We start from the raw sequence: 19163 nt of genomic DNA on the forward strand, positions 1-19163 counted from the left end.
TTTGACGCGAACGACCTGCCCGGCACAGATGCCGTGACCGCAGCACAGGCGTTCCAGCGGGTTTGATTGCGGATCGGTGGCGGTTGGCTATCGTAGCCCGCGTCTTTCTGCCCTGGCTCCAAGATGCCTCCTTTCGCCCCACGCCACCTGATTCCGGCCTTCATTGCCTTGTTGCTGCTGACCTGGGCGCAGCAGGCGGCCGCAACCGGTCTGCCACGCTGTGGCCTATTCGCGGCCGAAGGCGGTGGCAACCAGCTGCGCGTGGATGGGCCTGACCGCGGGGTGGCGAAGAACACGCACATCTCTGATCGGCCCTTCGTTGTCCAAGAGATCGATGGCGAGCTGAGCCTCGTCAACCTCACCTTCGGAGTTGCATCTGGACTGAACGTCCAGCGTGGCGGTCGCGTCCTGCAGCAGGGCAACACGCGCTACCGCCTGATCCAGCCAGCGGCGTGCCTGCCCCCGGTCGAGCACGCGCCAGGCAGCTGCCTGGCAGATGCCCAGCGCTGCCTTGACAGGCATCATCATGAGCTGAGCCTGACGGCGCTGGAATCGGCCTGTGCCGAAGGGGTTCCATTTCTGTGCCAGCGCCTGCCCGATCGCTATCGCGAGGCTGACCAGGCCCCCGGCAGCGATACACCGACCGAAGCACAGATCGCGGTGATACAGGCCACGATGGAAAAGGAGATGGCCGAGATGGACTTCCCCCGCCAGTGTCGCAAGGATGACCCTGCGGCCGACACCGAGGCCTGCATGGCCATCCTGGAAGAGCGGCCAGAGCTGGTCGAGGCCGTCGCCACTGCCATCCGCACGGCCTCGATGGCGGCCAAGATGGTTGAAGTGTTCTCGCCTGCAGCCAAGCCTGCGCTGTCCGACGCGCGATTGCAGCGCCTGCAGGACCTATGCACGCAGGTGGGTGAAAGTGACTTCTGCATGGAGGTTGCCACCCTGCAGTGGACCGCCGGCAATCTGCAGGACGGCAGGGCGGCGTTGCAGATGGCCTGCGAAGGCGGCAACGAGACGTCCTGCCGGCAGGCGGCTGCACTGCGGGCGCTGGATGGGGAGCTGTTGCCGCAGGCCGCCAGCGCCGTGCCCTGTGGCCACTACGTGGCCTCCGGCGGGCTGTTGGACGAACTGACGTTCGGCGATGGTGGACTGGTGGAGGTGGGCTACGGTTCGCGGGTGCGTGCACGCGTGCAGGACGGCCAGATCCGCATGCGCCACGAGCTGGGGGGTGACTACGTGCTGCAACCGTTGGCCAACGGTGACCTGCTGGGGCTGGACGATTCGATGCGTTTTGAGCGCTTCCAGCGACAGCCGGGAAGTGCCCAGTGCAGCGCACCGCTGGTGTTCGACGAAATCCCATTCCCGCAGGATTGCCCACGCGCGTCGGTCGACGGCGAAGCAGAAACCTGCTGCGCGGCCGGCAGGATGCAGGGCTGCAATGTGCTGGGCAGCCGCGCCGCGCTGGGCGGGAAGTGGGTCGAGGCCAGCCAGCACTACCAGAAGGTGTGCCAGGCCGGCATCCGCGAAGGCTGTGAAAACCTGGCCAGCGTGATGGAGAACAGCAGCAGTGTGGACGTCCGCCCCATGCTTGAGGGCGTCTGCGAGGCCGAGGGCAGTGGCCGCCACGTGGCATGTGACGTGCTGGCGACGCGCAACTGGAGCTTGCTGGGTTTCGGCCAGGCCTTGCAGCGTGCTGTCCAGGAGCAGTCGGCGGACGAGGATCAGACCCGACCGGCGCCACGCACCCCCAACCACAAGCAGTAAGGGGCTTGCCTCCCCGGGCCCTGCGGTAAAGTACGCGCCATGAATGAATTCGAGCGCGTGCGCACCTACCTCACCGACCTGCAGGACCGCATCTGTGCGGCAATCGAGGCCGTCGATGGCCGGGCCCGCTTCCAGGAAGACCTGTGGCAGCGTGCAGAGGGCGGTGGCGGGCGTACCCGCGTGCTGCGCGACGGTGCGGTGTTCGAGCAGGCCGGCATCGGCTTCTCCGACGTTGCTGGCAGCCGCCTGCCGCCGTCGGCCTCGGCCAACCGCCCGGAACTGGCGGGCGCCTCCTGGCGCGCCACCGGCGTGTCGCTGGTGTTCCACCCGCTCAACCCGTACGTGCCGACCACCCATGCCAACGTGCGCTTTTTCCAGGCGCAGCGCGACGGTGAAGTGGTGGCCAGCTGGTTCGGCGGCGGCTTCGACCTGACCCCGTTCTACCCGTTCGACGAGGACGTGCAGCACTGGCACCGGGTCGCACGCGATCTGTGTGCACCGTTCGGCGACGAACGCTACGCCGCGCACAAGCGCTGGTGTGATGAGTACTTCTTCCTGCGCCACCGCAACGAAACGCGCGGCGTCGGCGGTCTGTTCTTCGACGACCTGCACGGCGACTTCGAGCGCGATTTCGATTATCTGCGCGCGGTCGGCGATGGCTTCCTCGACGCCTACCTGCCGATCGTGCAGCAGCGCAAGGACGCCATCTATGGCGAGCGCGAACGCGAGTTCCAGCTGTACCGCCGCGGCCGCTACGTGGAATTCAACCTGGTCTACGACCGCGGCACCCTGTTCGGGCTGCAGAGCGGTGGCCGCAGCGAAAGCATCCTGATGAGCCTGCCGCCGCGGGTGCGCTGGGAATACGGCTTCTCGCCCGAACCCGGCAGCCCCGAATCGCGCCTGGCCGACTACCTGGTGCCGCGCGACTGGCTCTGAGGGGTGTCGTCGCGCGGGGCGTGGGCTCGGCGCTGGTCAGCTGCCCTTCCGCGCGATGATGGTGATGTGCCCTGTCGTCTCCAGCAGGGCAATCTGCACATCTTCAATCTGCAGCCCGCCCTGCTGGCGCAGCGCGGCATCGAAGTCGGCGCGGCTGATCAGCTCGCGGCGAAGTACCGCCTCGAACAGGCGCCCATCGCGCGCGATTACGGTGGGTTCTCCTTCGATCAACCGCTCCATGCGCCGATTCCGGGTGGTGAGCCAGCCCACCCCGTAGTTCAGCAGGATCAGGGTCGCCGCCAGCAGCAGGCCGCCGCCCAGCGAGGTATCCGTGCCCAGCAGCGCGTTCTGCACCGCGTTGCCCAGCAGCACGATCAGCAGCACGTCGAACGGCGTGATCTGCCCCAGAGCCCGCTTGCCGCCCAGCCGGACCATGCCCAGCACCACGACGTAGACCACCACCGCGCGCAGGATGAATTCCCACCACGGCATGGCCAGGGCGAACAGGTCGGGCATGGTCTTCCCCTGCGGAACGGTGGCCCAGCGTGGCGCAGGCGATGGCGTCTGGCAACGGCACAAATAAAAAGCCCCGCTGACCAGGGGGAGGTCAACGGGGCCGGGGAACGGGCACTTGGGGAGGAGTCCCCGTTCCGAGATCTGCTCCAGGGGATGGGAGAGATCCACAACAGGCATTGCGCCTGTCGGGAGTTATAGAAGCACTCCGAACACTAACGGTTCGTGAAGGGGCCCCATTTAATGAAATTCAATCGGGGCAACATTCATGGTCGAGTCAGAAACCCCCGACTCATGAACAAATTCACGTCGTTTTCGGCCCGGAATGCGGTCAGTGCGCTTCATCCCAGTTGCTGCCGACGCCCGTATCGACCACCAGCGGCACCCGCAGTTTGGCCGCTTGCGACATGCGTTCCACCACCTGCAAGCGCAAGTCTTCGACGAAACTGCTTTCGGTTTCGAACACCAGTTCATCGTGCACCTGCAGGATCATCCGTGCCGGTGCCCCGCTGTCGCGCAGCCACTGGTCCACATCCACCATCGCGCGCTTGATGATGTCGGCGGCTGTGCCCTGCATCGGCGCGTTGATCGCGGCGCGCTCGGCCCCGGCACGCAGGCCCTGGTTGCGGGCGTGGATGTCGTTCAGGTACAGGCGGCGGCCGAACAGGGTTTCCACATAGCCCTGGTCGCGGGCCTGCTGGCGCATCCGCTCCATGAAGTCGCGCACGCCCGGGTAGCGGTTGAAGTACAGCGCCACGTAGTCCTGCGCCTGGCCGCGGTCGATGCCCAGGTTGCGGGCCAGGCCGAAGGCGCTCATGCCGTACATCAGGCCGAAGTTGATCGCCTTGGCGGCGCGGCGCTCGTTCGGGGTCACCTCCTCCAGCGTGCGCCCGAACACCTCGGCGGCGGTGGCCCGGTGCACGTCGGCACCCTGCTCGAAGGCGCGCACCAGGCCCGGGTCCTCGGACAGGTGCGCCATGATCCGCAGCTCGATCTGCGAATAGTCGGCGGCCAGCAGCTGGCAGCCTTCCGGGGCGATGAACGCGCGGCGGATGCGACGACCGTCCTCGGTGCGGATCGGGATGTTCTGCAGGTTCGGGTCCGACGAGGACAGGCGGCCGGTAGCGGCGCCGGACTGGTGGTAGCTGGTGTGCACCCGGCCGGTGTCCGGATTGACCATCTCCGGCAGCTTGTCGGTGTAGGTGCTGCGCAGCTTGGCCAATCCGCGGTAGTCGAGGATCACGCGCGGCAGTTCATGCTGGTCGGCAATCGCCTCCAGCGCCTCTTCATTGGTGCTGGGCTGGCCCTTCGGGGTCTTCACCACCGCCGGCAGCTTCAACTCGTCGAACAGCACCGCCTGCAACTGCTTGGGCGAATCCAGGTTGAAGCTGCGGCCGGCCAGCTCGGTGGCCTTCTGCTGCGCGGCCAGCATGCGCGAGGACAGGTCCTGGCTCTGCCGGCGCAGCTCGTCGGTGTCGATCCGCACGCCGTTGGCTTCGATGCTGGCCAGCACCGGCACCAGCGGCATCTCGATGTCGCGGTACACGCTGTCCAGCGCCGGCTCGGCCAGCAGCTGCGGCTGCAGCGCGCGATGCAGGCGCAGGGTGATGTCGGCGTCTTCGGCCGCATAGCGGCTGGCTTCGTCGATGCCCACCTGCGAGAACGGAATCTGCTTGGCGCCCTTGCCGGCCACGTCCTCGAACTTGACGGTGCTGTAGCCCAGGTAACGCAGGGCCAGCGAATCCATGTCGTGACGGGTGGCGGTGGAGTTGAGCACGAAGCTCTCGAGCATGGTGTCGTCGTGGTAGCCCTGCACGTCCACGCCGTGGCGGCGCAGCACATGCAGGTCGTACTTGCCATGCTGGCCCAGCTTCTTCTTCGCCGGGTCCTGCAGCGCCGGGCGCAGTGCGTCCAGCACCTGCTGCGCTGGCAGCTGGACCGGAGCCCCCGGGTAATCATGGCCCACCGGAATGTAGGCCGCCCTGCCCGGCTCGACCGCCAGGCTGATGCCCACCAGCCGCGCGCGCATCGCGTCCAGCGCATCGGTTTCAGTATCGAAGCTGATCAGCTCGGCCTGCTGCAGGCGCTCGACCCAGGCCTGCAGCTGCCCGCTGGTCAGCACGGTCTCGTATTCACCCGGCGCGGACAGTGCCGGATCCAGCGTGCCGGCGGCGGGCGCCTCGACGCTGCCACGCGCGAAGCCGGCCGCAGTGCCGCGCAGGCTCGGGGTCGCCTCGCTGGCGGCCACCGGTGCCGGCACAGGCGCGCCCAGCTCCTTCAGCGCCTGGGTGAAACCATAGCGCGTATACAGCTCGGTCAGCGCCGGAACATCCTGCTCGCGCAGCGCCAGCGTGGTCGGGCTGGCCTCCAGTTCCACATCGGTGCGGATCGTCACCAATTCGCGGTTCAGCGGCAGGCGTTCCAGCGCAGCGCGCAGGTTCTCGCCGATCTTGCCCTTCATGGTCGGCGCGGCCGCCATCACCCCGTCCAGGTGCTGGTACTCGGCCAGCCACTTGGCAGCGGTCTTCGGCCCGCACTTCTCCACGCCCGGCACGTTGTCGACCGCGTCGCCCATCAGCGCCAGCAGGTCGATGATCTGATCGGCGCGCACGCCGAACTTGTCCATCACCGCCGCGTCGGAATCCATGCGGCTGCCGGTCATGGTGTTGACCAGTTCGATGCCCGGCCGCACCAGCTGGGCAAAGTCCTTGTCACCGGTGGAAATGGTCACCTTCAGATCCTGCGCCAGGCCCTGCAGCGCAAGCGTGCCGATCACATCGTCGGCTTCCACGCCGGGGATGCGCAGGATGCTGATGCCCAGCGCTTCGACGATGCGGCACATCGGCTCAACCTGGCTGCGCAGTTCATCGGGCATCGGCGGGCGGTTGGCCTTGTACTGGTCGTACAGGTCATCACGGAAGGTCTTGCCGGGCGCATCGACCACGAACGCGACGTAGGCCGGGCGCTCCTTCAGCGTCGAACGCAGCATGTTGACCACGCCGAACAGCGCGCCGGTGGGCTCACCCTGTGCATTGGACAGGGGCGGCAGCGCGTGGAACGCGCGGTACAGGTAACTGGACCCGTCGATCAGGACTAATCTGCTCATGCGCCGATTCTACGCGCCCGTGCCTGCACCGCCACGACACGGCACGCACTTGGCGATGGGGCATAATCAGGGCTCTCTCCAGGCAAAGGCCCCCGCCGATGAAGACCCTGATGCTGGCTTCCCTGCTCCTGCTCGCTGGCTGCGCCAGCATGGATGGCGCGGGTGCTCCCCCGGTGGACGTCAAGGGCGCGGATGTGTCCAGGCGCACCATGGACAACGGCGATGTCATCGAGGAATACCGTGTGTCCGGCCAGCTGCGCATGGTCAAGGTGACGCCGTCGCGCGGTGCCCCGTTCTACATGTACGACAAGAACGGCGATGGCCGATTCGACAACGACAAGGATGGCGTGTCGCCGGTGTACTGGAAGCTGTACAGCTGGTGATGTGACCGGGGTCGGATCCCTGCAACTCAGTAGATCTGCAACTCAGTAGATCCACGCCATGCGTGGATCCACCCCGGCCCCCACAAAAAACAACGCCGGCGCGCATCCTGCGGCCGGCGTCGGGTCCCCTCCCCGGGAACGCTTGAATCAGCGGGTATGGATCAGCGGATGACCAGCACCGGCAGCGTGCTGCGCGCCAGCACTTCGGCGGTCTGGCTGCCCAGCAGCACGCGGGTCACGCCACGGCGGCCGTGCGAGGTCATCACGATCAGGTCGCTGTTGCGCTCGGCCGCCGTCTCGATGATGCCGTCGGCCGCGTAGCGGTCCAGCACGTGCACCGGGTTGGCGGTGATGCCCTGCTCGGCGGCCTTGGCCAGCGCCGGCTGCAGCACCTTCTGCGCGCCTTCCTCGCGGTCGGCCTTGTATTCCGGACTGTTCATGTAGCCCACGCTCCAGCCCATGGCGTCGTACATGCCGACGGCCCACGGCTCGGAGACAGTCACGATATCGACCTCGGCATTGAGGTCCTTGGCCAGCTCCAGGCCCTTGGCCAGGCCCTTGTCGGCCAGCTCGGACCCGTCGGTGGCAATCAGGATGCGCTTGTACATGGTGGGGCTCCGTGGCGGTCTGCCAGATGGGAACGCCACCATTGCACACCGGATGTGGAGGCGGCGCCTTGAGCAGGATCAATCCGGCGCCGCGCAGCGGCGTGTGCGCACCGCCGGCTTGCGTACCCACTGACCGCGGCGCATGCTGACCAAGCGGTATCGGGCCGCCCTGGGAGAACCCGCATGCAGGACAGCAAGCCGACATCACAAAGCACCCTCAGGATCATCCTGTGGAGCCTCAGCGCCGCCTTCGTGCTGTTCTGCGGCGGCTATTACCTGGGCAAGGATCTTGCCCAGCGCGACAACGCCCGGCAGTCAGCCGGCCGATAACCTGCTCCTGTAGAGCCGAGCCCATGCTCGGCTGCGGACGAAGCAGCCAAGCATGGGCTCGGCTCTACATCAGGCCCACCCTCAGGCGATCTGCACCACGCGTGCGTTCTGGCACAGCGGATAGCTGGCCACGAATTCGGCAATCGCATCGCGCATCGCCTCGAACGATTGGCCGTACATGTACAGCGCGGTCTCGCTCGGGCCCTGCCACCAGCTGCAGATCTCACCCAGGCCGTCGATGTTCCCGGACAGCTGCTCGAACACGTGGTTGGAATCGCACTGTTCGTAGACCTCGTCCGGCAGGTTCAGGCCATCCAGGTAGATGCCCAGGCCCTCGGTCACGCCGAAGCTGCGATCCGCTTCGCCTGCCCCCTGGATCTTCGACCCCTTCGGCGCACCCAGCTGCTCCAGCAGGTCGATCAGCTTCGGCACGCCACTCGCATCGACCAGCGCCACTTCGATGTCGCCGTATTCGACCTCACCCAGATCGGACATCGCAGTGCCGCCGCCGGTGAGCTCGCCCACCTGGGCCGCCTGCAGCAACGCGTCAAGCGGATCCTCGAACAGCTCGTGGCGATGCTCCGGCTGCAGCCGGGCGTTCAACTTCACGGTGACGTGCAGCGTGGGTTCGGTCATGGGGCGTTCCTGGAAGAAGTGCCGCCTATTGTAGAGCCGAGCCCATGCTCGGCTGCTTTTGGCGGTACAAGCAGCCGAGCATAGGCTCGGCTCTACAGGTATCCCGCCGCTCGACGGTGATCAGATCACCGTCAGGTTGGCGTAGGCCATCACCAGCCACTTGCTGCCGGCGTCGGCGAATTCGACCTGCACGCGGGCGTGTGCGCCGCTGCCTTCGTAGTCGGTCACCATGCCTTCGCCAAACTTGGGATGGGTAACCAGCGCGCCGAGCTTGACCGGCGGTGCCTCGATCGAGGCGTGGCCCATCACCCGGCTGGCGCCCATCGATGCCGGCCGCGAGACCTGCACCTTCGGGCGCACTTCGTGCAGCAGCTCGCGCGGAATCTCGCGCAGGAAGCGCGACGGCAGGCTGTAGTTGTCCTGGCCGTGGATGCGGCGCGATTCGGCGTAGCTCAGCACCAGCTTCTGGCGCGCGCGGGTGATGCCGACGTAGGCCAGGCGACGCTCTTCCTCCAGCCGCCCGCTTTCTTCCAGCGAACGTGCGCTGGGGAACAGGCCGTCTTCCATGCCTGCCAGGAACACCAGCGGGAATTCCAGGCCCTTGGCCGAGTGCAGGGTCATCAACTGCACACCGTCCTCGCCGGCCTGCGCCTGGCCTTCACCGGCCTCCAGCGCGGCATAGGCCAGGAACGCGACCAGCTCGTCCATGTCCTCGCCCACTTCCTCGATGTCGTCGGCGCGGCGCACGAAGCGCGAGGCGACCGAGACCAGTTCGTCGAGGTTGTCGGTGCGCGATTCCGAGTCCAGCGAATTGCGGCTTTCCTTGCTCCAGTGCTCGCGCAGCTGCGAGCGGGCCAGCACGTGGTCCACGCGCTCGGCCAGCGTCATGTGCACGGTCTGCGCCTGCAGCTCGTTGACCAGCCCCAGGAAGCCGGCCAGTGCATTGCGCGCACGTGCAGCCAGCGCGCTGCCCTGGGTGACCAGCATCGTCGCTTCCCACAACGAAATGCCCTGCGCACGCGCCTCGCGGCGCACTTCGTCCAGCGTGCGGTCGCCGATGCCCCGGGTGGGCGTGTTGACCGCGCGCTCGAAAGCGGCGTCATCATTGCGGTTGGACAGCAGGCGCAGGTAGGCCAGCGCGTCCTTGATTTCGGCACGCTCGAAGAAGCGCATGCCGCCATACACGCGGTACGGCACCTGCTCGCTCAGCAGCGCTTCTTCCAGCGCGCGCGACTGCGCGTTGCTGCGATAAAGCACGGCCACTTCGGTGTAACTGCCACCGTCGCGCACCCACTGGCGGGCGCGCTCGACGATGTAGCGCGCCTCGTCCATCTCGTTGTACGCGGCATACAGGTCGATCGGCTCGCCGTCGCCGCTGTCGGTCCACAGCTGCTTGCCGATGCGGTCCGGGTTGTGCGCGATCACCGCGTTGGCGGCGCCGAGGATGTTGGCGGTGGAGCGGTAGTTCTGCTCCAGGCGGATGGTCTGCGCACCCGGGAAGTCGCGCAGGAAGCCCTGCACGTTCTCGACCTTGGCACCGCGCCAGCCGTAGATGGCCTGGTCATCGTCGCCGACCACGAACACGTGGCCGGAATCGCCGGCCAGCACGCGCACGAAGGCGTACTGGATGGCGTTGGTGTCCTGGAACTCGTCCACCAGGATTTCGCGGAAGCGGGCGCGGTAATGCGCCAGCAGGGCCGGGTTGTCGCGCAGCAGTTCATGCGCGCGCAGCAGCAGCTCGGCGAAGTCGACCAGGCCGGCGCGGTCGCAGCGCGCCTGGTATTCGATGTAGGCCTGGCGCATGGTTTCCAGCCACGCGTCGTGCGGTTCGGGCTGGATGTGCTGCGGGCGGCGGCCCTCGTCCTTCTGCGCGTTGATCCACCACGCGATCTGCTTGGGCGGGTACTTGCCGTCGTCCAGCTCCAGCGCCTGCACCACGCGCTTGACCAGCCGCAGCTGGTCGTCCGAGTCCATCACCTGGAAGCCTTCTGGCAGCTTGGCGTCCTGCCAGTGCAGGCGCAGCAGGCGGTTGGCCAGGCCGTGGAAGGTACCGATCCACATGCCACGGCTGCCATGGGGCAGCTGTGCGTCGATGCGGTGGCGCATTTCGCCGGCCGCCTTGTTGGTGAAGGTCACCGCGAAAATGCCGTGGGTCGGCACGCCATCGACTTCATGCAGCCAGGCGATGCGGTGGGTGAGTACGCGGGTCTTGCCGGAACCGGCACCGGCCAGCACCAGGTGGTGGCCGGGGGGAGCGGAGACGGCTTCGCGCTGGGCCGGGTTCAGGCCATCAAGCAGGTGGGAGACATCCATGCCCCCATTTTACGGCATCGCCGTCGCGGCTCCTGCGACCACTTCGGTGGCCAGCGCCTGCGCCTGCTGACGCAGTTCAGGCACCGCCAGGCTTTCCCACAGGCTGCCGATGCGCAGGCTGCCGAGCACGCCCAGCCGTGCCTGCGGCTGGCCACTGGCGCTGCGCAGGCGGTCGCCCGGCACCGTGCTGTCCAGGCCCAGCCCATGCGGGCCGGGGCGAGCGAGGCCATCGGCCTGCAGCTGCTGCAGCAACGGATTGCGCAACGCACTGGCGCGGGTTTCCACGCCGGTGGCGTTGACCACACCGCCGATCGTCCAGTGCTGTTCATTGCCGTTGGCATCGCGACCCGACAGCCGCAGGGCATCGCCTTCGCGGCCGACGGATTGCAGGCGGGACCGGTGAATGCGCAGTTGGCCGCTTTCGGTCAGCGCCTGCAGCTGTGCGTCGACCTCTTCGGCGATGCGGTGGCGATGCACGTCCCAGTAGCGCACCACATGGCGCAGGAAACGACGCTGGTCGGCCTCGTCGAGGCTGCACCACAGCGCCTGTCCGTGCGGACGGATGCGGTCCATCACGCCCTGCCACGGCAGGCCATCGGCCTGCGCTTGACGGGCGAAGCCACGCAGCGCACGCAGGCGCTGGCGCAGGTTCATCGGCAGCAGCACCGCCGGATCGAAGCTGGGCAGGCCGCCGTGCGCGTGCGGCAACGGCAGCAGGCCATGGCGCGAGATCACATGCAGCGGGCCGGTATGACCGGCGGCGACCAGCGCCAGCACGGTGTCGGCCATGCTCAGGCCGGAGCCGACAATGGCCACGGCCTGGTCGCCGGCCAGGGTACGCACACCGTCGTAGTCCCAGGCCTCGATCACATCATCGGCGGGCAGTGCCTCGGCACCGGCCACCGGCAGCGGCCGCATGCTGTTGCCGGTGGCGAGCACCGCCTGCGCGGCATGCAGCGTGCTGCCATCGCCGAGTGTCAGCTGGTAGCCGTGGTCATCCGGCTGCAGGCCCAGTACCGGCTGCGCGATCACCTGCAGCTGCGCCGGGCTGGCCGCAGCGGCCTCCTGCAGGCGCTGCTGCAGGTAGGCCGCAAAGTAGTGGCGGCATACGTAACGCTCGCCCAGCACCTCGCGCGCCTCGCCCGGGTAGGCGTTGGCGGCCATCAGGTAGTCGAGGAAATCGCCGGGCTGGTCGGCAAACGCACTCATCTTCGCCGCCGGCACGTTCAGCAGGTGCTCCGGCCACGGCGTGGCATAGGCGATGCCCTGGGCCAGCTGCGAAGCCGGTTCGAGAATGGCCAACGCCAGTGGCGCCTTGGCTTGGCGCAGTACCTGGATCGCCACCAGCACCCCGGCCGCACCACCACCGATGATTGCCAGGTCCAGTTCGCCATTACGCGGTGAATCAGTCATGCGCCGATTGTAGGCCATCGGCGATGACGGGCCGGGTTGCCGAAGCGGGCGATTGCCGCCACCTCACATCAACGCATCGGCCAGCCGTGCGATGCCTTCGCGGCTGCGCCGCCACGTGGGGCGACTGCGCCACTGCTGCAGGTCCAGCTGCCGCGACTCGCGCAGGTAGCCATCCTCGATCGCGCACAGCTGCTGCACCAGCGCGCGGTCGTAGCAGACCAGGCCGATCTCGGCATTCAGCGCGAACGAGCGGATGTCCATGTTGATCGAGCCGAGCACGGCGATGTCCTCGTCCACGCTCATGTGCTTGGCATGCAGGAACTGCGGCTCGTACAGCGCGATGCGCACGCCACAGCGCAGCAGCTCGTCGTAGTAGGCCTCCTGCGCCCACGAGGTCAGCCGCTGGTTATTGCTGGCCGACAGGATCAGCTGCACCTGCACGCCAGACAATGCGGCGATACGCAGCGCGCTCAACGTGGCCTCGTCGGGCACGAAATATGGGGTCACCATCACCAGCCGGCGCCGCGCCAGATGAATCAGCGCCGCAACCGCATCGCGCGCGTTGCTGTACGGGTAGGCCGGGCCGCTGGGCAGCAGCTGGGTGGCGATGTCGTCGCCGCATTCGGGAACATCGGTGATCACATCCAGGCGCTGGCCGGTTTCCATGTACCAGTCGCTGGCGAACACCGCTTCCAGATGCGCCACCGCCGGGCCGCGCACGCGCGCCACCAGCTCGCGGTTCGGGTGGCCAGGCACGAACTGCGGGCCGGCCAGATTCTGCGAACCGACATAGGCCACTTCGTTGTCGATCACCGCGATCTTGCGGTGGTTGCGCAGGTCCATGCGGCCGCTGCGGCGCCAGCGCAGGCCACCGGGCAGCATCGCACGCACTTCGATATCGCGAGCTTCCAGGCGTTTGCGATAGGCGCGCAGGCCACGCTTGGCACCCACCGCGTCGAGCAGCACGCGGCACTGCACGCCCCGTGCAGCCGCACGCTGCAGTGCCTCGACGATAGCCTCGCCCACCGCGTCGTCGAACATCAGGTAGTACAGCAGGTGCACCCGGTCTTCGGCCTGGTCGATGTCGGCGATCAGCGTGTGCAGCGATTCGTCGTAGTCGGTCAGCAGATCGACGGCGTTGCCATGCACCGGCATGAAATCGCCCTGGCGCTGCACCAGCGGCACGATCTCGGCGCTGGCGGTATCCGGCTGCGGGGTCCAGCGCAGGCGATGCTGCAGCGCCTGTTCCTCGCGGATGACCTGCGAGGCCTCGGCCTGGCGGCGGATGCGTTCGCGTGACAGCCACGGGTGGCCAAACAGCAGGTACAGCGGCAGGCCCAGCAGCGGCACGAAGCCCACCAGCAGCAGCCAGCTGCGCGCCGCCCCCGGCGTGGTGCGGGTGGGAATCCAGCACAGCGCGACCAGCCGGATCAGCCAGTCGATCAGCAGCAGATACGAACCCAGCAACCACTCGAACAGCATCGCGTCGCCCGTCGGGAGGTGATGGGCCATTCTGCCCAGCAGGATTTGTAGAGTCGAGCCATGCTCGACTGCCTTTCGAACCGACGGCAGAGAGCCAGCGTGTCGACCAGGGTCGACAGCTACCGGGTGCGGGGAGAGCGTGCCGACCAACGGTCGGCACCCACCACCTGGATGCCAGGCATGAAAAAACCCGCCACAAGGGCGGGTTTCTTCGCGGGGATCAGCAATCCGTGCGGATTACTTGATCTTGCCTTCCTTGTACAGGACGTGCTTGCGCACGACCGGATCGTACTTCAGGAATTCCATCTTCCCCGGGGTGTTCTTCTTGTTCTTGTCGGTCGTGTAGAAGTGGCCGGTACCGGCCGAGGAAATCATACGGACCTTATCGCGCTTGCCTGCCATGATGCTTTACTCCTCAGACCTTTTCGCCGCGCGCACGCAGCTCAGCCAGAACGGAATCAATGCCGTTCTTGTCGATGGTGCGCAGTGCATGCGCGGAAACACGAAGCTTGACCCAGCGGTTCTCGCTGGCCACCCAGAAACGGCGCTCGTGCAGATTCGGCAGGAAACGACGACGGGTCTTGTTGTTGGCGTGCGAGACGTTGTTACCCGTCTGCACTCGCTTGCCGGAAACCTGGCATACGCGGGACATTGCGCACCTCGATAGTAGTAGTTGTCAGCCCGTAGCCCGGGCGACGGCGGCCTCGATGGTTGCCCACCACACGTCAAGAGAATCAAAGGGTTACGCTGGCGTTGGGCGGCCGGGGACGTGCTCCCGGGGGCGCCGCCCGGTAGAAAACCGGACACAGCGAGCCGCGCATTATGCACGGGTTCAAGCACTTGCGCAAGTTACCCACAGGCTGCGGCTGAACCGGCAGGGCCGGGAGCCCGCCAACCGGCATACTGGCCCGGATCACTGCGGAGCTTTCCATGCGGCTGCTGGCCCTGACCTACGGAACCGAAGGCGATACGCGCCCGCTGGCCATGCTCTGCCATGGGCTGATCGGCGCAGGCCACGCGGTGACACTGCTGGCCGATGGCGGCACCCTGGGCAGCGCGCAGGCCCTGGATGTGCCCCACGCGGCCCTTGAGGGCGACATCCATGACGAAGTGGTCGCCCTGGTGTCGCGTGGCAACGGTGTTGCCGCCGCCAGTTCCGGTCTGGCACGGATGGCGCTGCAGCATGTCAGCGGCTGGATGCGCCAGGCCGATGCGGCCGCAGAAGGCTGCGATGCGATTCTGACCGGCGGACTGGCGGCCTTCGTCGGCATGAGCGTGGGCGAACGCCGCGGAATGCCGGTCATCGGCACCGGCATGATCCCGCTGACCCCGACGCGGGCCTTCCGCTCTCCGTTCCTGCCACCGGGACGCTCGCCGGGCTGGTTGAACCGCGCCAGCTATGGGCTGGTCAACGGCCTGATCTGGCGCCAGTTCCGCCGGCCGATCAACGCGGCACGCCAGCAACTGGGGCAATCGCCGCGCCGCGCGTTGTGGTCCGGCCTGCCGATGCTCTATGGCATCTCGCCGCAGCTGCTGCCGCCACCGGCGGACTGGCCGGCCAACCACATCGTCTGTGGCCAGTGGCGGCTACCTGATGCGCCCTGGACGCCCCCGGTCGATCTGCAGGCCTTCCTCGATGCCGGGCCGCCGCCGGTGTACCTGGGCTTTGGCAGCATGACCGGGTTTGATCGCGAGCGCGTGCTGCCGGCCCTGCTGCAGGCGCTGGCGCCACGCCGGGTGCTGCTGTTTCCGGGGTGGGCCGGGCTGCCGACGGGCGCGCTGCCAGCAGATGTGTTCGTGCTCGGCCCGACGCCACACGAAGCACTGTTCCCGCATTGCGCACTCGCCATCCACCATGGTGGCAGCGGCACCACGCATTCGGCCTGCCGCGCCGGCATTCCCTCGCTGGTGATGCCGTTCGCCGCGGATCAGTTCTTCTGGGCCGATCGCCTGCATCGGTTGGGCGTGGCACCGGCACCGTTGTCATCGAAGCGACTGGATGCAGCAACGCTGGCGGCAGCCATCACCTTCGCTGAAACCGACGCAACACGCGCACGCGCGGCAGCCCTGGGCGCGGCGATGAGCCATGAGGACGGGGTGGCACGTGGGGTGGCAATGATCGAGCGCTGGTTGCGGCCGGTGTAACAGCGGCCAGGCCTCAGCGCAGGTGCGGAATCACCTGCGCCAGCAGATGGGCATCCTTGAGCGCGCCGTGCAGGCCGCGCTGGCTGGGAATGCGCAGGCGCTGCAGCACATCATCCAGCTTGTTGCCTTGGCCCGGCCAGCGCCCGCGCGCCAGCTTCAGGCTGCAGGTGATGCGGCAGTGCTGGGCCAGCGTGCCGGGGATACCGGACAGACGCAGCTCGTTGTCCAGGAAGCCCACATCGAAGGTGGCGTTGTGCGCGACCATCTCGCTGCCGCGCAGGAACTCCAGCAGTTCGGCCGCCTTGCTGGAGAACAGCGGCTTGCCCACCAGCATCGCATCGCTGATGCCGTGCACGCGCTGTGCGCCCCAATCCACCTTGCGCTGCGGCTGCAGGTAGGTGTGGAACTGGCGACCGGTGAGCTGGCCATCGATCAGCTCGACGGCACCGATTTCGATCACCCGGTGCCCCAGGCGGTGGGAGATGCCGGTGGTTTCGGTATCCAGTGCGACGATGCGACTCATGCGTGGCGATGTGTCCTGTTGCGTGCGGTGGTGATTTTCGCATGCCGGTAGAGCCGGGCCCACGCTCGGCTGGCGTGCGTAGCGCGGGCTTGGTGATGCCAGAAGCAGCCGAGCGTGGGCTCGGCTCTACAGATGCGCGCGCGATCAGCCCAGCGCTTCCACCACCCAATCGATGAACACCCGCAGCCGCTGGCTCATGTGCCGGTTCGGCGGGAACATCACATGCATCGGCATTGGCGGCAGCTGCCAGTCCAGCAACACCGGCAACAGCTCGCCACGCGCCACATGCGGCTCGGCCATATAGCTGGGCAGCGCCACCACGCCCAGCCCCGCCAACGCGGCGGCCAGATAGGCGTTGCCGTCATCGAAGCCGACCGTATAGCGGCCCTGCACCTCAACGCGCTCATCGCCGCGCTGCGCGCTGAACACCCGCGCCCGGCCACTGCGCGGGCTGAGGAAGCCGACCATGTGGTGGTCGGGTCCTTCCAGCGCGCGTGGGTCGGTCGGCAGGCCGAAGCGCTGCACATAGCCGGGGCTGGCGTGGAAACCGATCGACAGCGCGCCGAGCGGTCTCGCCACCAGTGCCGGATCGGCCGGGGTGCCGCCGCGGATCACGCAGTCAACGTTGTCGGCGATGACGTCGACCTCGCGGTCACTGACGCCGATGTCCAGCTGGATCTCCGGGTAACGCGCCTGGAAATCCGGCAGTGCGGGTACCAGCCGCAACCGCGCGTAGGGTCCGGGTACATCAACCCGCAGGCGGCCGCGCGGCTGGCTGGCCGCGTCACCCAGCCCGCCCTCCACCTCTTCCAGCTCGGCCAGCAGGCGGGCGATGCGCGGGTAGTAGGCCGCGCCATCGGCGGTGACGCTGACCCGTCGGGTGGTGCGATTGAGCAGGCGCAGCCGCAGGTGTGCCTCCAGCTGCTGCACCAGCTGGGTGACCGTGGTGCGGCTGACCTGCAGAGTGTGCGCGGCGCGGGTGAAGCTGCCGGTCTCCACCACCCGGGCAAACGCCCGCATCGCCTCGAAACGGTCCATGGCGGGCCCTGATTGTTTGGAATTGGCAATCAATCTAGGCCGATCATCGCGGTTTATCCAGACAGCGCTGGCAGGGAGGATGGCGTTCTCTCCCACGGGATCTTCCCCATGTCACAGCGTGATGTCGTTTTCCCCGCCGGACGCCAAGCCCTGTACGAGCGCAACCGCTACTCGCCGGCGATCCGGTCCGATGGCTTCCTGTTCGTTTCCGGCCAGGTCGGCAGCCGCGAGGACGGTTCGCCCGAGCCGGACTTCGAAACCCAGGTGCGCCGCGCCTTCGAGAATCTCAATGCGGTGTTGGCTGCCGCCGGCTGCACCTTCGATGACGTGATCGACGTGACCGTGTTCCTGGTCGATCCGGAAACCAACTTCGAGAAGGCCTGGGCGATCGTGCCCGAGTACTGGGGCGAGGCGCCGCACCCGACCCTGACCGGCATCGGCGTGACCTGGCTGTACGGGTTCCAGTTCGAGATCAAGGTGATCGCGAAGCTGCCTGCAGACCGGTAGTGCCGGCCGCTGGCCGGCAACAACGGGCGTTGACCTGCACTCGCCTGCTTCCGCGCCGTCGGGTGACTCAGATCGGCTTGATTCGCGGCCACTCCACATCCGCGGTATCAACAAATTCGACGCCGCTGAGACTATCCCCGACATAAGCACGAAAGTCCTCCGAGCAGATCAAGGTATTGCTGGAGCCTTCCATGTTCTCAATCCGGAACAAGTGTTCTTTGAAAGAGCTTTTCACGCGCAGCTTCTTGATCCTGCGAGACTCTCCATACTTGCTGTACGCCATCTGGTTTTCCTCAGAGGCGACGGAGGAGAGGCTGGTCTCATGGAAGATGATGGCACTGTACTCACTCGTCGAAGTCGTCCATCCCTTCTCTGAAACATGAGGAATGCGCCTGAAGTCGATCATCTTGGCATCAAATTTCAGGCAGGCTTCCAGGAACTTCTGGCTTGCAATGTAAATGTGCGAGGTAATGCGAACGATGTCGTTGGAATGACTCGCCTCAGGGCCAACCAGCACCATGGTGTCTGTAAATACCCGTGCCATGTCAGTTCTGGCCCTAGCGTACCAAGGGAATCGGCCATGGGAAACAGCAGGATGGAAAGGATAGAACCTGTCGTGAAGCTGAGCGTCCAGATAGTACGAGGGGCATCCTGGCGGATTTGCCTGGGATAGCGCGTAGTAGTTCATCGAGTCGATTCCCTAGGCTTCCGTAGCGTGTTTCGGAATTGTCCCGGCCCCGGCCTTTCCCACCAAGAGCCAATCCCGACAAGCAGGCTTTGGTACGCATGGCTTGGAGCCGGTGCGATCTGCCAGGCAATGTCCGCCTCCCGACCCTGACCGGCATCGGTGTGACTTGGCTGTACGGGTTCCAGTTCGAGATCAAGGTGATCGCGAAGCTGCCGTGACCTTCGTTGTAGAGCCGAGCCCATGCTCGGCTGATCGTGCGAAAGCAGCCGAGCGTGGGCTCGGCTCTACAGAAGCGCAGCCCGGTGGGCCGAAAGGCCCGCCCCACCTGAACGGGAGATTCCGACGTATTCCCGAAGCGGCCATTGATATTGTATCCGGCGAAAACCGCTTGCTAGCCTCCCCTTCATGCGCTGGATCACCCGCCACCTCCGTTCGACCCTGCTGATGCTGCTGATGGCGGCATTCGTGGTCGTGCCGGTGGCCGATGCCCTGGCGTGCACGGTGGAACCGCACGCCAGCACGGTGCATGTGGAGTCCACACCGGATTCCGATGGCGACAGCGACGGCAAGCATGTCGGTGCCTGTGGCCACAACCACTGCCACCACTCCAACCTGAGCCTGCCGGCGCACACGATCGCCGCCTTCGGGGCGCCACTGCCGGCGCGCTGGATGAGTGCAGGCGATGCGGCGACCTATGCGGTCGCCCAGGATGAATTGACGCGTCCACCCCGGGCGTGAGTTGAGCGCGTCCCGCGATTGCGGGCTCCCGTTT

Annotated in this window: 19 protein-coding genes and 1 pseudogene; 8 read left to right on the forward strand and 12 right to left on the reverse strand. The window is 66.8% G+C overall.

Annotated features, from left to right (window positions below; all coding sequences use genetic code 11):
* The first annotated feature begins 123 nt into the window (after positions 1-123).
* Together ACTXG9_RS08670 and hemF are read left to right on the forward strand one after the other, a co-directional pair.
* A complete protein-coding gene (locus ACTXG9_RS08670; protein ID WP_456115806.1) occupies positions 124-1770 on the forward strand; it encodes a hypothetical protein in 1647 nt (548 codons plus the stop codon).
* A 39-nt stretch (positions 1771-1809) separates the two neighbouring features.
* Positions 1810-2706, forward strand: a complete 897-nt coding sequence (gene hemF, locus ACTXG9_RS08675) for an oxygen-dependent coproporphyrinogen oxidase (protein ID WP_021203513.1) — start codon at positions 1810-1812, stop codon at positions 2704-2706.
* A gap of 36 nt (positions 2707-2742) precedes the next feature.
* Here hemF and ACTXG9_RS08680 read toward each other — a convergent pair whose 3' ends face one another.
* Both ACTXG9_RS08680 and polA read right to left on the reverse strand, forming a co-directional pair.
* The gene (locus tag ACTXG9_RS08680) at positions 2743-3222 is read right to left on the reverse strand and encodes a DUF421 domain-containing protein (protein ID WP_021203514.1); all 480 of its coding nucleotides are present in this window, start codon (positions 3220-3222) and stop codon (positions 2743-2745) included.
* 328 nt (positions 3223-3550) lie between these two features.
* Complete coding sequence (gene polA / locus ACTXG9_RS08685) at positions 3551-6325, reverse strand: DNA polymerase I (RefSeq protein ID WP_021203515.1); 2775 nt, start codon at positions 6323-6325, stop codon at positions 3551-3553.
* Between the two features lie 98 nt (positions 6326-6423).
* On the opposite strand from polA, the gene ACTXG9_RS08690 reads away from it, so the two are divergent.
* Complete coding sequence (locus ACTXG9_RS08690; RefSeq protein WP_329858827.1) at positions 6424-6708, forward strand: DUF2782 domain-containing protein; 285 nt, start codon at positions 6424-6426, stop codon at positions 6706-6708.
* A gap of 161 nt (positions 6709-6869) precedes the next feature.
* Here ACTXG9_RS08690 and ACTXG9_RS08695 read toward each other — a convergent pair whose 3' ends face one another.
* The gene (locus tag ACTXG9_RS08695; protein ID WP_005420335.1) at positions 6870-7316 is read right to left on the reverse strand and encodes a universal stress protein; all 447 of its coding nucleotides are present in this window, start codon (positions 7314-7316) and stop codon (positions 6870-6872) included.
* 183 nt (positions 7317-7499) lie between these two features.
* On the opposite strand from ACTXG9_RS08695, the gene ACTXG9_RS08700 reads away from it, so the two are divergent.
* Complete coding sequence (locus ACTXG9_RS08700; protein WP_021203516.1) at positions 7500-7646, forward strand: hypothetical protein; 147 nt, start codon at positions 7500-7502, stop codon at positions 7644-7646.
* A gap of 81 nt (positions 7647-7727) precedes the next feature.
* Here ACTXG9_RS08700 and ACTXG9_RS08705 read toward each other — a convergent pair whose 3' ends face one another.
* From ACTXG9_RS08705 to rpmB, 6 genes are all read right to left on the reverse strand, one after another.
* Positions 7728-8282 carry a hypothetical protein gene (locus ACTXG9_RS08705; RefSeq protein ID WP_111098831.1) on the reverse strand — a complete coding sequence of 185 codons (555 nt, stop codon included), beginning with the start codon at positions 8280-8282 and terminating at the stop codon, positions 7728-7730.
* Between the two features lie 120 nt (positions 8283-8402).
* Positions 8403-10595: a DNA helicase II gene (uvrD, locus tag ACTXG9_RS08710; RefSeq protein ID WP_155030351.1), complete on the reverse strand. Its 2193-nt coding sequence runs from the start codon at positions 10593-10595 to the stop codon at positions 8403-8405.
* Between the two features lie 9 nt (positions 10596-10604).
* Positions 10605-12026 (reverse strand): FAD/NAD(P)-binding protein, encoded by a 1422-nt coding sequence (locus ACTXG9_RS08715; protein ID WP_456115842.1) that lies wholly within the window; start codon positions 12024-12026, stop codon positions 10605-10607.
* 45 nt (positions 12027-12071) lie between these two features.
* Positions 12072-13490 carry a cardiolipin synthase gene (gene cls / locus ACTXG9_RS08720; RefSeq protein ID WP_164144858.1) on the reverse strand — a complete coding sequence of 473 codons (1419 nt, stop codon included), beginning with the start codon at positions 13488-13490 and terminating at the stop codon, positions 12072-12074.
* Positions 13491-13727: 237 nt separating this feature from the next.
* Complete coding sequence (gene rpmG / locus ACTXG9_RS08725; protein WP_169411268.1) at positions 13728-13895, reverse strand: 50S ribosomal protein L33; 168 nt, start codon at positions 13893-13895, stop codon at positions 13728-13730.
* Between the two features lie 10 nt (positions 13896-13905).
* Positions 13906-14142 carry a 50S ribosomal protein L28 gene (rpmB, locus tag ACTXG9_RS08730; RefSeq protein WP_005411638.1) on the reverse strand — a complete coding sequence of 79 codons (237 nt, stop codon included), beginning with the start codon at positions 14140-14142 and terminating at the stop codon, positions 13906-13908.
* A 278-nt stretch (positions 14143-14420) separates the two neighbouring features.
* Here rpmB and ACTXG9_RS08735 point away from each other — a divergent pair, with 278 nt between their 5' ends.
* The gene (locus ACTXG9_RS08735) at positions 14421-15635 is read left to right on the forward strand and encodes a nucleotide disphospho-sugar-binding domain-containing protein (RefSeq protein WP_456115843.1); all 1215 of its coding nucleotides are present in this window, start codon (positions 14421-14423) and stop codon (positions 15633-15635) included.
* A gap of 13 nt (positions 15636-15648) precedes the next feature.
* On the opposite strand, the gene dnaQ is transcribed toward ACTXG9_RS08735, so the two are convergent.
* Together dnaQ and ACTXG9_RS08745 are read right to left on the reverse strand one after the other, a co-directional pair.
* On the reverse strand, positions 15649-16158 hold the full coding sequence (gene dnaQ / locus ACTXG9_RS08740) for a DNA polymerase III subunit epsilon (protein ID WP_005411640.1): 510 nt from the start codon (positions 16156-16158) through the stop codon (positions 15649-15651).
* A gap of 144 nt (positions 16159-16302) precedes the next feature.
* Positions 16303-17196, reverse strand: coding sequence for a LysR family transcriptional regulator (locus ACTXG9_RS08745; protein ID WP_206621670.1), 894 nt, complete (start codon positions 17194-17196; stop codon positions 16303-16305).
* A 108-nt stretch (positions 17197-17304) separates the two neighbouring features.
* Between ACTXG9_RS08745 and ACTXG9_RS08750 the strand changes: the two genes are divergently transcribed.
* Positions 17305-17703 carry a RidA family protein gene (locus ACTXG9_RS08750; protein ID WP_019661743.1) on the forward strand — a complete coding sequence of 133 codons (399 nt, stop codon included), beginning with the start codon at positions 17305-17307 and terminating at the stop codon, positions 17701-17703.
* 67 nt (positions 17704-17770) lie between these two features.
* Here the strand turns inward: ACTXG9_RS08750 and ACTXG9_RS08755 are convergent, their stop codons facing one another.
* The gene (locus tag ACTXG9_RS08755; protein WP_457654781.1) at positions 17771-18247 is read right to left on the reverse strand and encodes a hypothetical protein; all 477 of its coding nucleotides are present in this window, start codon (positions 18245-18247) and stop codon (positions 17771-17773) included.
* A gap of 284 nt (positions 18248-18531) precedes the next feature.
* On the opposite strand from ACTXG9_RS08755, the pseudogene ACTXG9_RS08760 reads away from it, so the two are divergent.
* A pseudogene (locus tag ACTXG9_RS08760) lies at positions 18532-18609 on the forward strand (RidA family protein); the annotation flags it as partial.
* Between the two features lie 187 nt (positions 18610-18796).
* Positions 18797-19129, forward strand: a complete 333-nt coding sequence (locus ACTXG9_RS08765; protein ID WP_021203525.1) for a hypothetical protein — start codon at positions 18797-18799, stop codon at positions 19127-19129.
* The last annotated feature ends 34 nt before the right edge of the window (positions 19130-19163 follow it).

The sequence above is a fragment of the Stenotrophomonas maltophilia group sp. LNF247 genome, from assembly GCF_054083135.1.

Excerpts from the sequence above, each read along its gene's own strand:
- ACTXG9_RS08670 (WP_456115806.1), top strand. The coding sequence starts at position 124 with ATGCCTCCTTTCGCCCCACGCCACCTGATTCCGGCCTTCATTGCCTTG.
- hemF (WP_021203513.1), top strand. The coding sequence starts at position 1,810 with ATGAATGAATTCGAGCGCGTGCGCACCTACCTCACCGACCTGCAGGAC.
- ACTXG9_RS08680 (WP_021203514.1), bottom strand. The coding sequence starts at position 3,222 with ATGCCCGACCTGTTCGCCCTGGCCATGCCGTGGTGGGAATTCATCCTG.
- polA (WP_021203515.1), bottom strand. The coding sequence starts at position 6,325 with ATGAGCAGATTAGTCCTGATCGACGGGTCCAGTTACCTGTACCGCGCG.
- ACTXG9_RS08690 (WP_329858827.1), top strand. The coding sequence starts at position 6,424 with ATGAAGACCCTGATGCTGGCTTCCCTGCTCCTGCTCGCTGGCTGCGCC.
- ACTXG9_RS08695 (WP_005420335.1), bottom strand. The coding sequence starts at position 7,316 with ATGTACAAGCGCATCCTGATTGCCACCGACGGGTCCGAGCTGGCCGAC.
- ACTXG9_RS08700 (WP_021203516.1), top strand. The coding sequence starts at position 7,500 with ATGCAGGACAGCAAGCCGACATCACAAAGCACCCTCAGGATCATCCTG.
- ACTXG9_RS08705 (WP_111098831.1), bottom strand. The coding sequence starts at position 8,282 with ATGACCGAACCCACGCTGCACGTCACCGTGAAGTTGAACGCCCGGCTG.
- uvrD (WP_155030351.1), bottom strand. The coding sequence starts at position 10,595 with ATGGATGTCTCCCACCTGCTTGATGGCCTGAACCCGGCCCAGCGCGAA.
- ACTXG9_RS08715 (WP_456115842.1), bottom strand. The coding sequence starts at position 12,026 with ATGGCCTACAATCGGCGCATGACTGATTCACCGCGTAATGGCGAACTG.
- cls (WP_164144858.1), bottom strand. The coding sequence starts at position 13,490 with ATGCTGTTCGAGTGGTTGCTGGGTTCGTATCTGCTGCTGATCGACTGG.
- rpmB (WP_005411638.1), bottom strand. The coding sequence starts at position 14,142 with ATGTCCCGCGTATGCCAGGTTTCCGGCAAGCGAGTGCAGACGGGTAAC.
- ACTXG9_RS08735 (WP_456115843.1), top strand. The coding sequence starts at position 14,421 with ATGCGGCTGCTGGCCCTGACCTACGGAACCGAAGGCGATACGCGCCCG.
- dnaQ (WP_005411640.1), bottom strand. The coding sequence starts at position 16,158 with ATGAGTCGCATCGTCGCACTGGATACCGAAACCACCGGCATCTCCCAC.
- ACTXG9_RS08745 (WP_206621670.1), bottom strand. The coding sequence starts at position 17,196 with ATGGACCGTTTCGAGGCGATGCGGGCGTTTGCCCGGGTGGTGGAGACC.
- ACTXG9_RS08750 (WP_019661743.1), top strand. The coding sequence starts at position 17,305 with ATGTCACAGCGTGATGTCGTTTTCCCCGCCGGACGCCAAGCCCTGTAC.
- ACTXG9_RS08755 (WP_457654781.1), bottom strand. The coding sequence starts at position 18,247 with ATGGCACGGGTATTTACAGACACCATGGTGCTGGTTGGCCCTGAGGCG.
- ACTXG9_RS08765 (WP_021203525.1), top strand. The coding sequence starts at position 18,797 with ATGCGCTGGATCACCCGCCACCTCCGTTCGACCCTGCTGATGCTGCTG.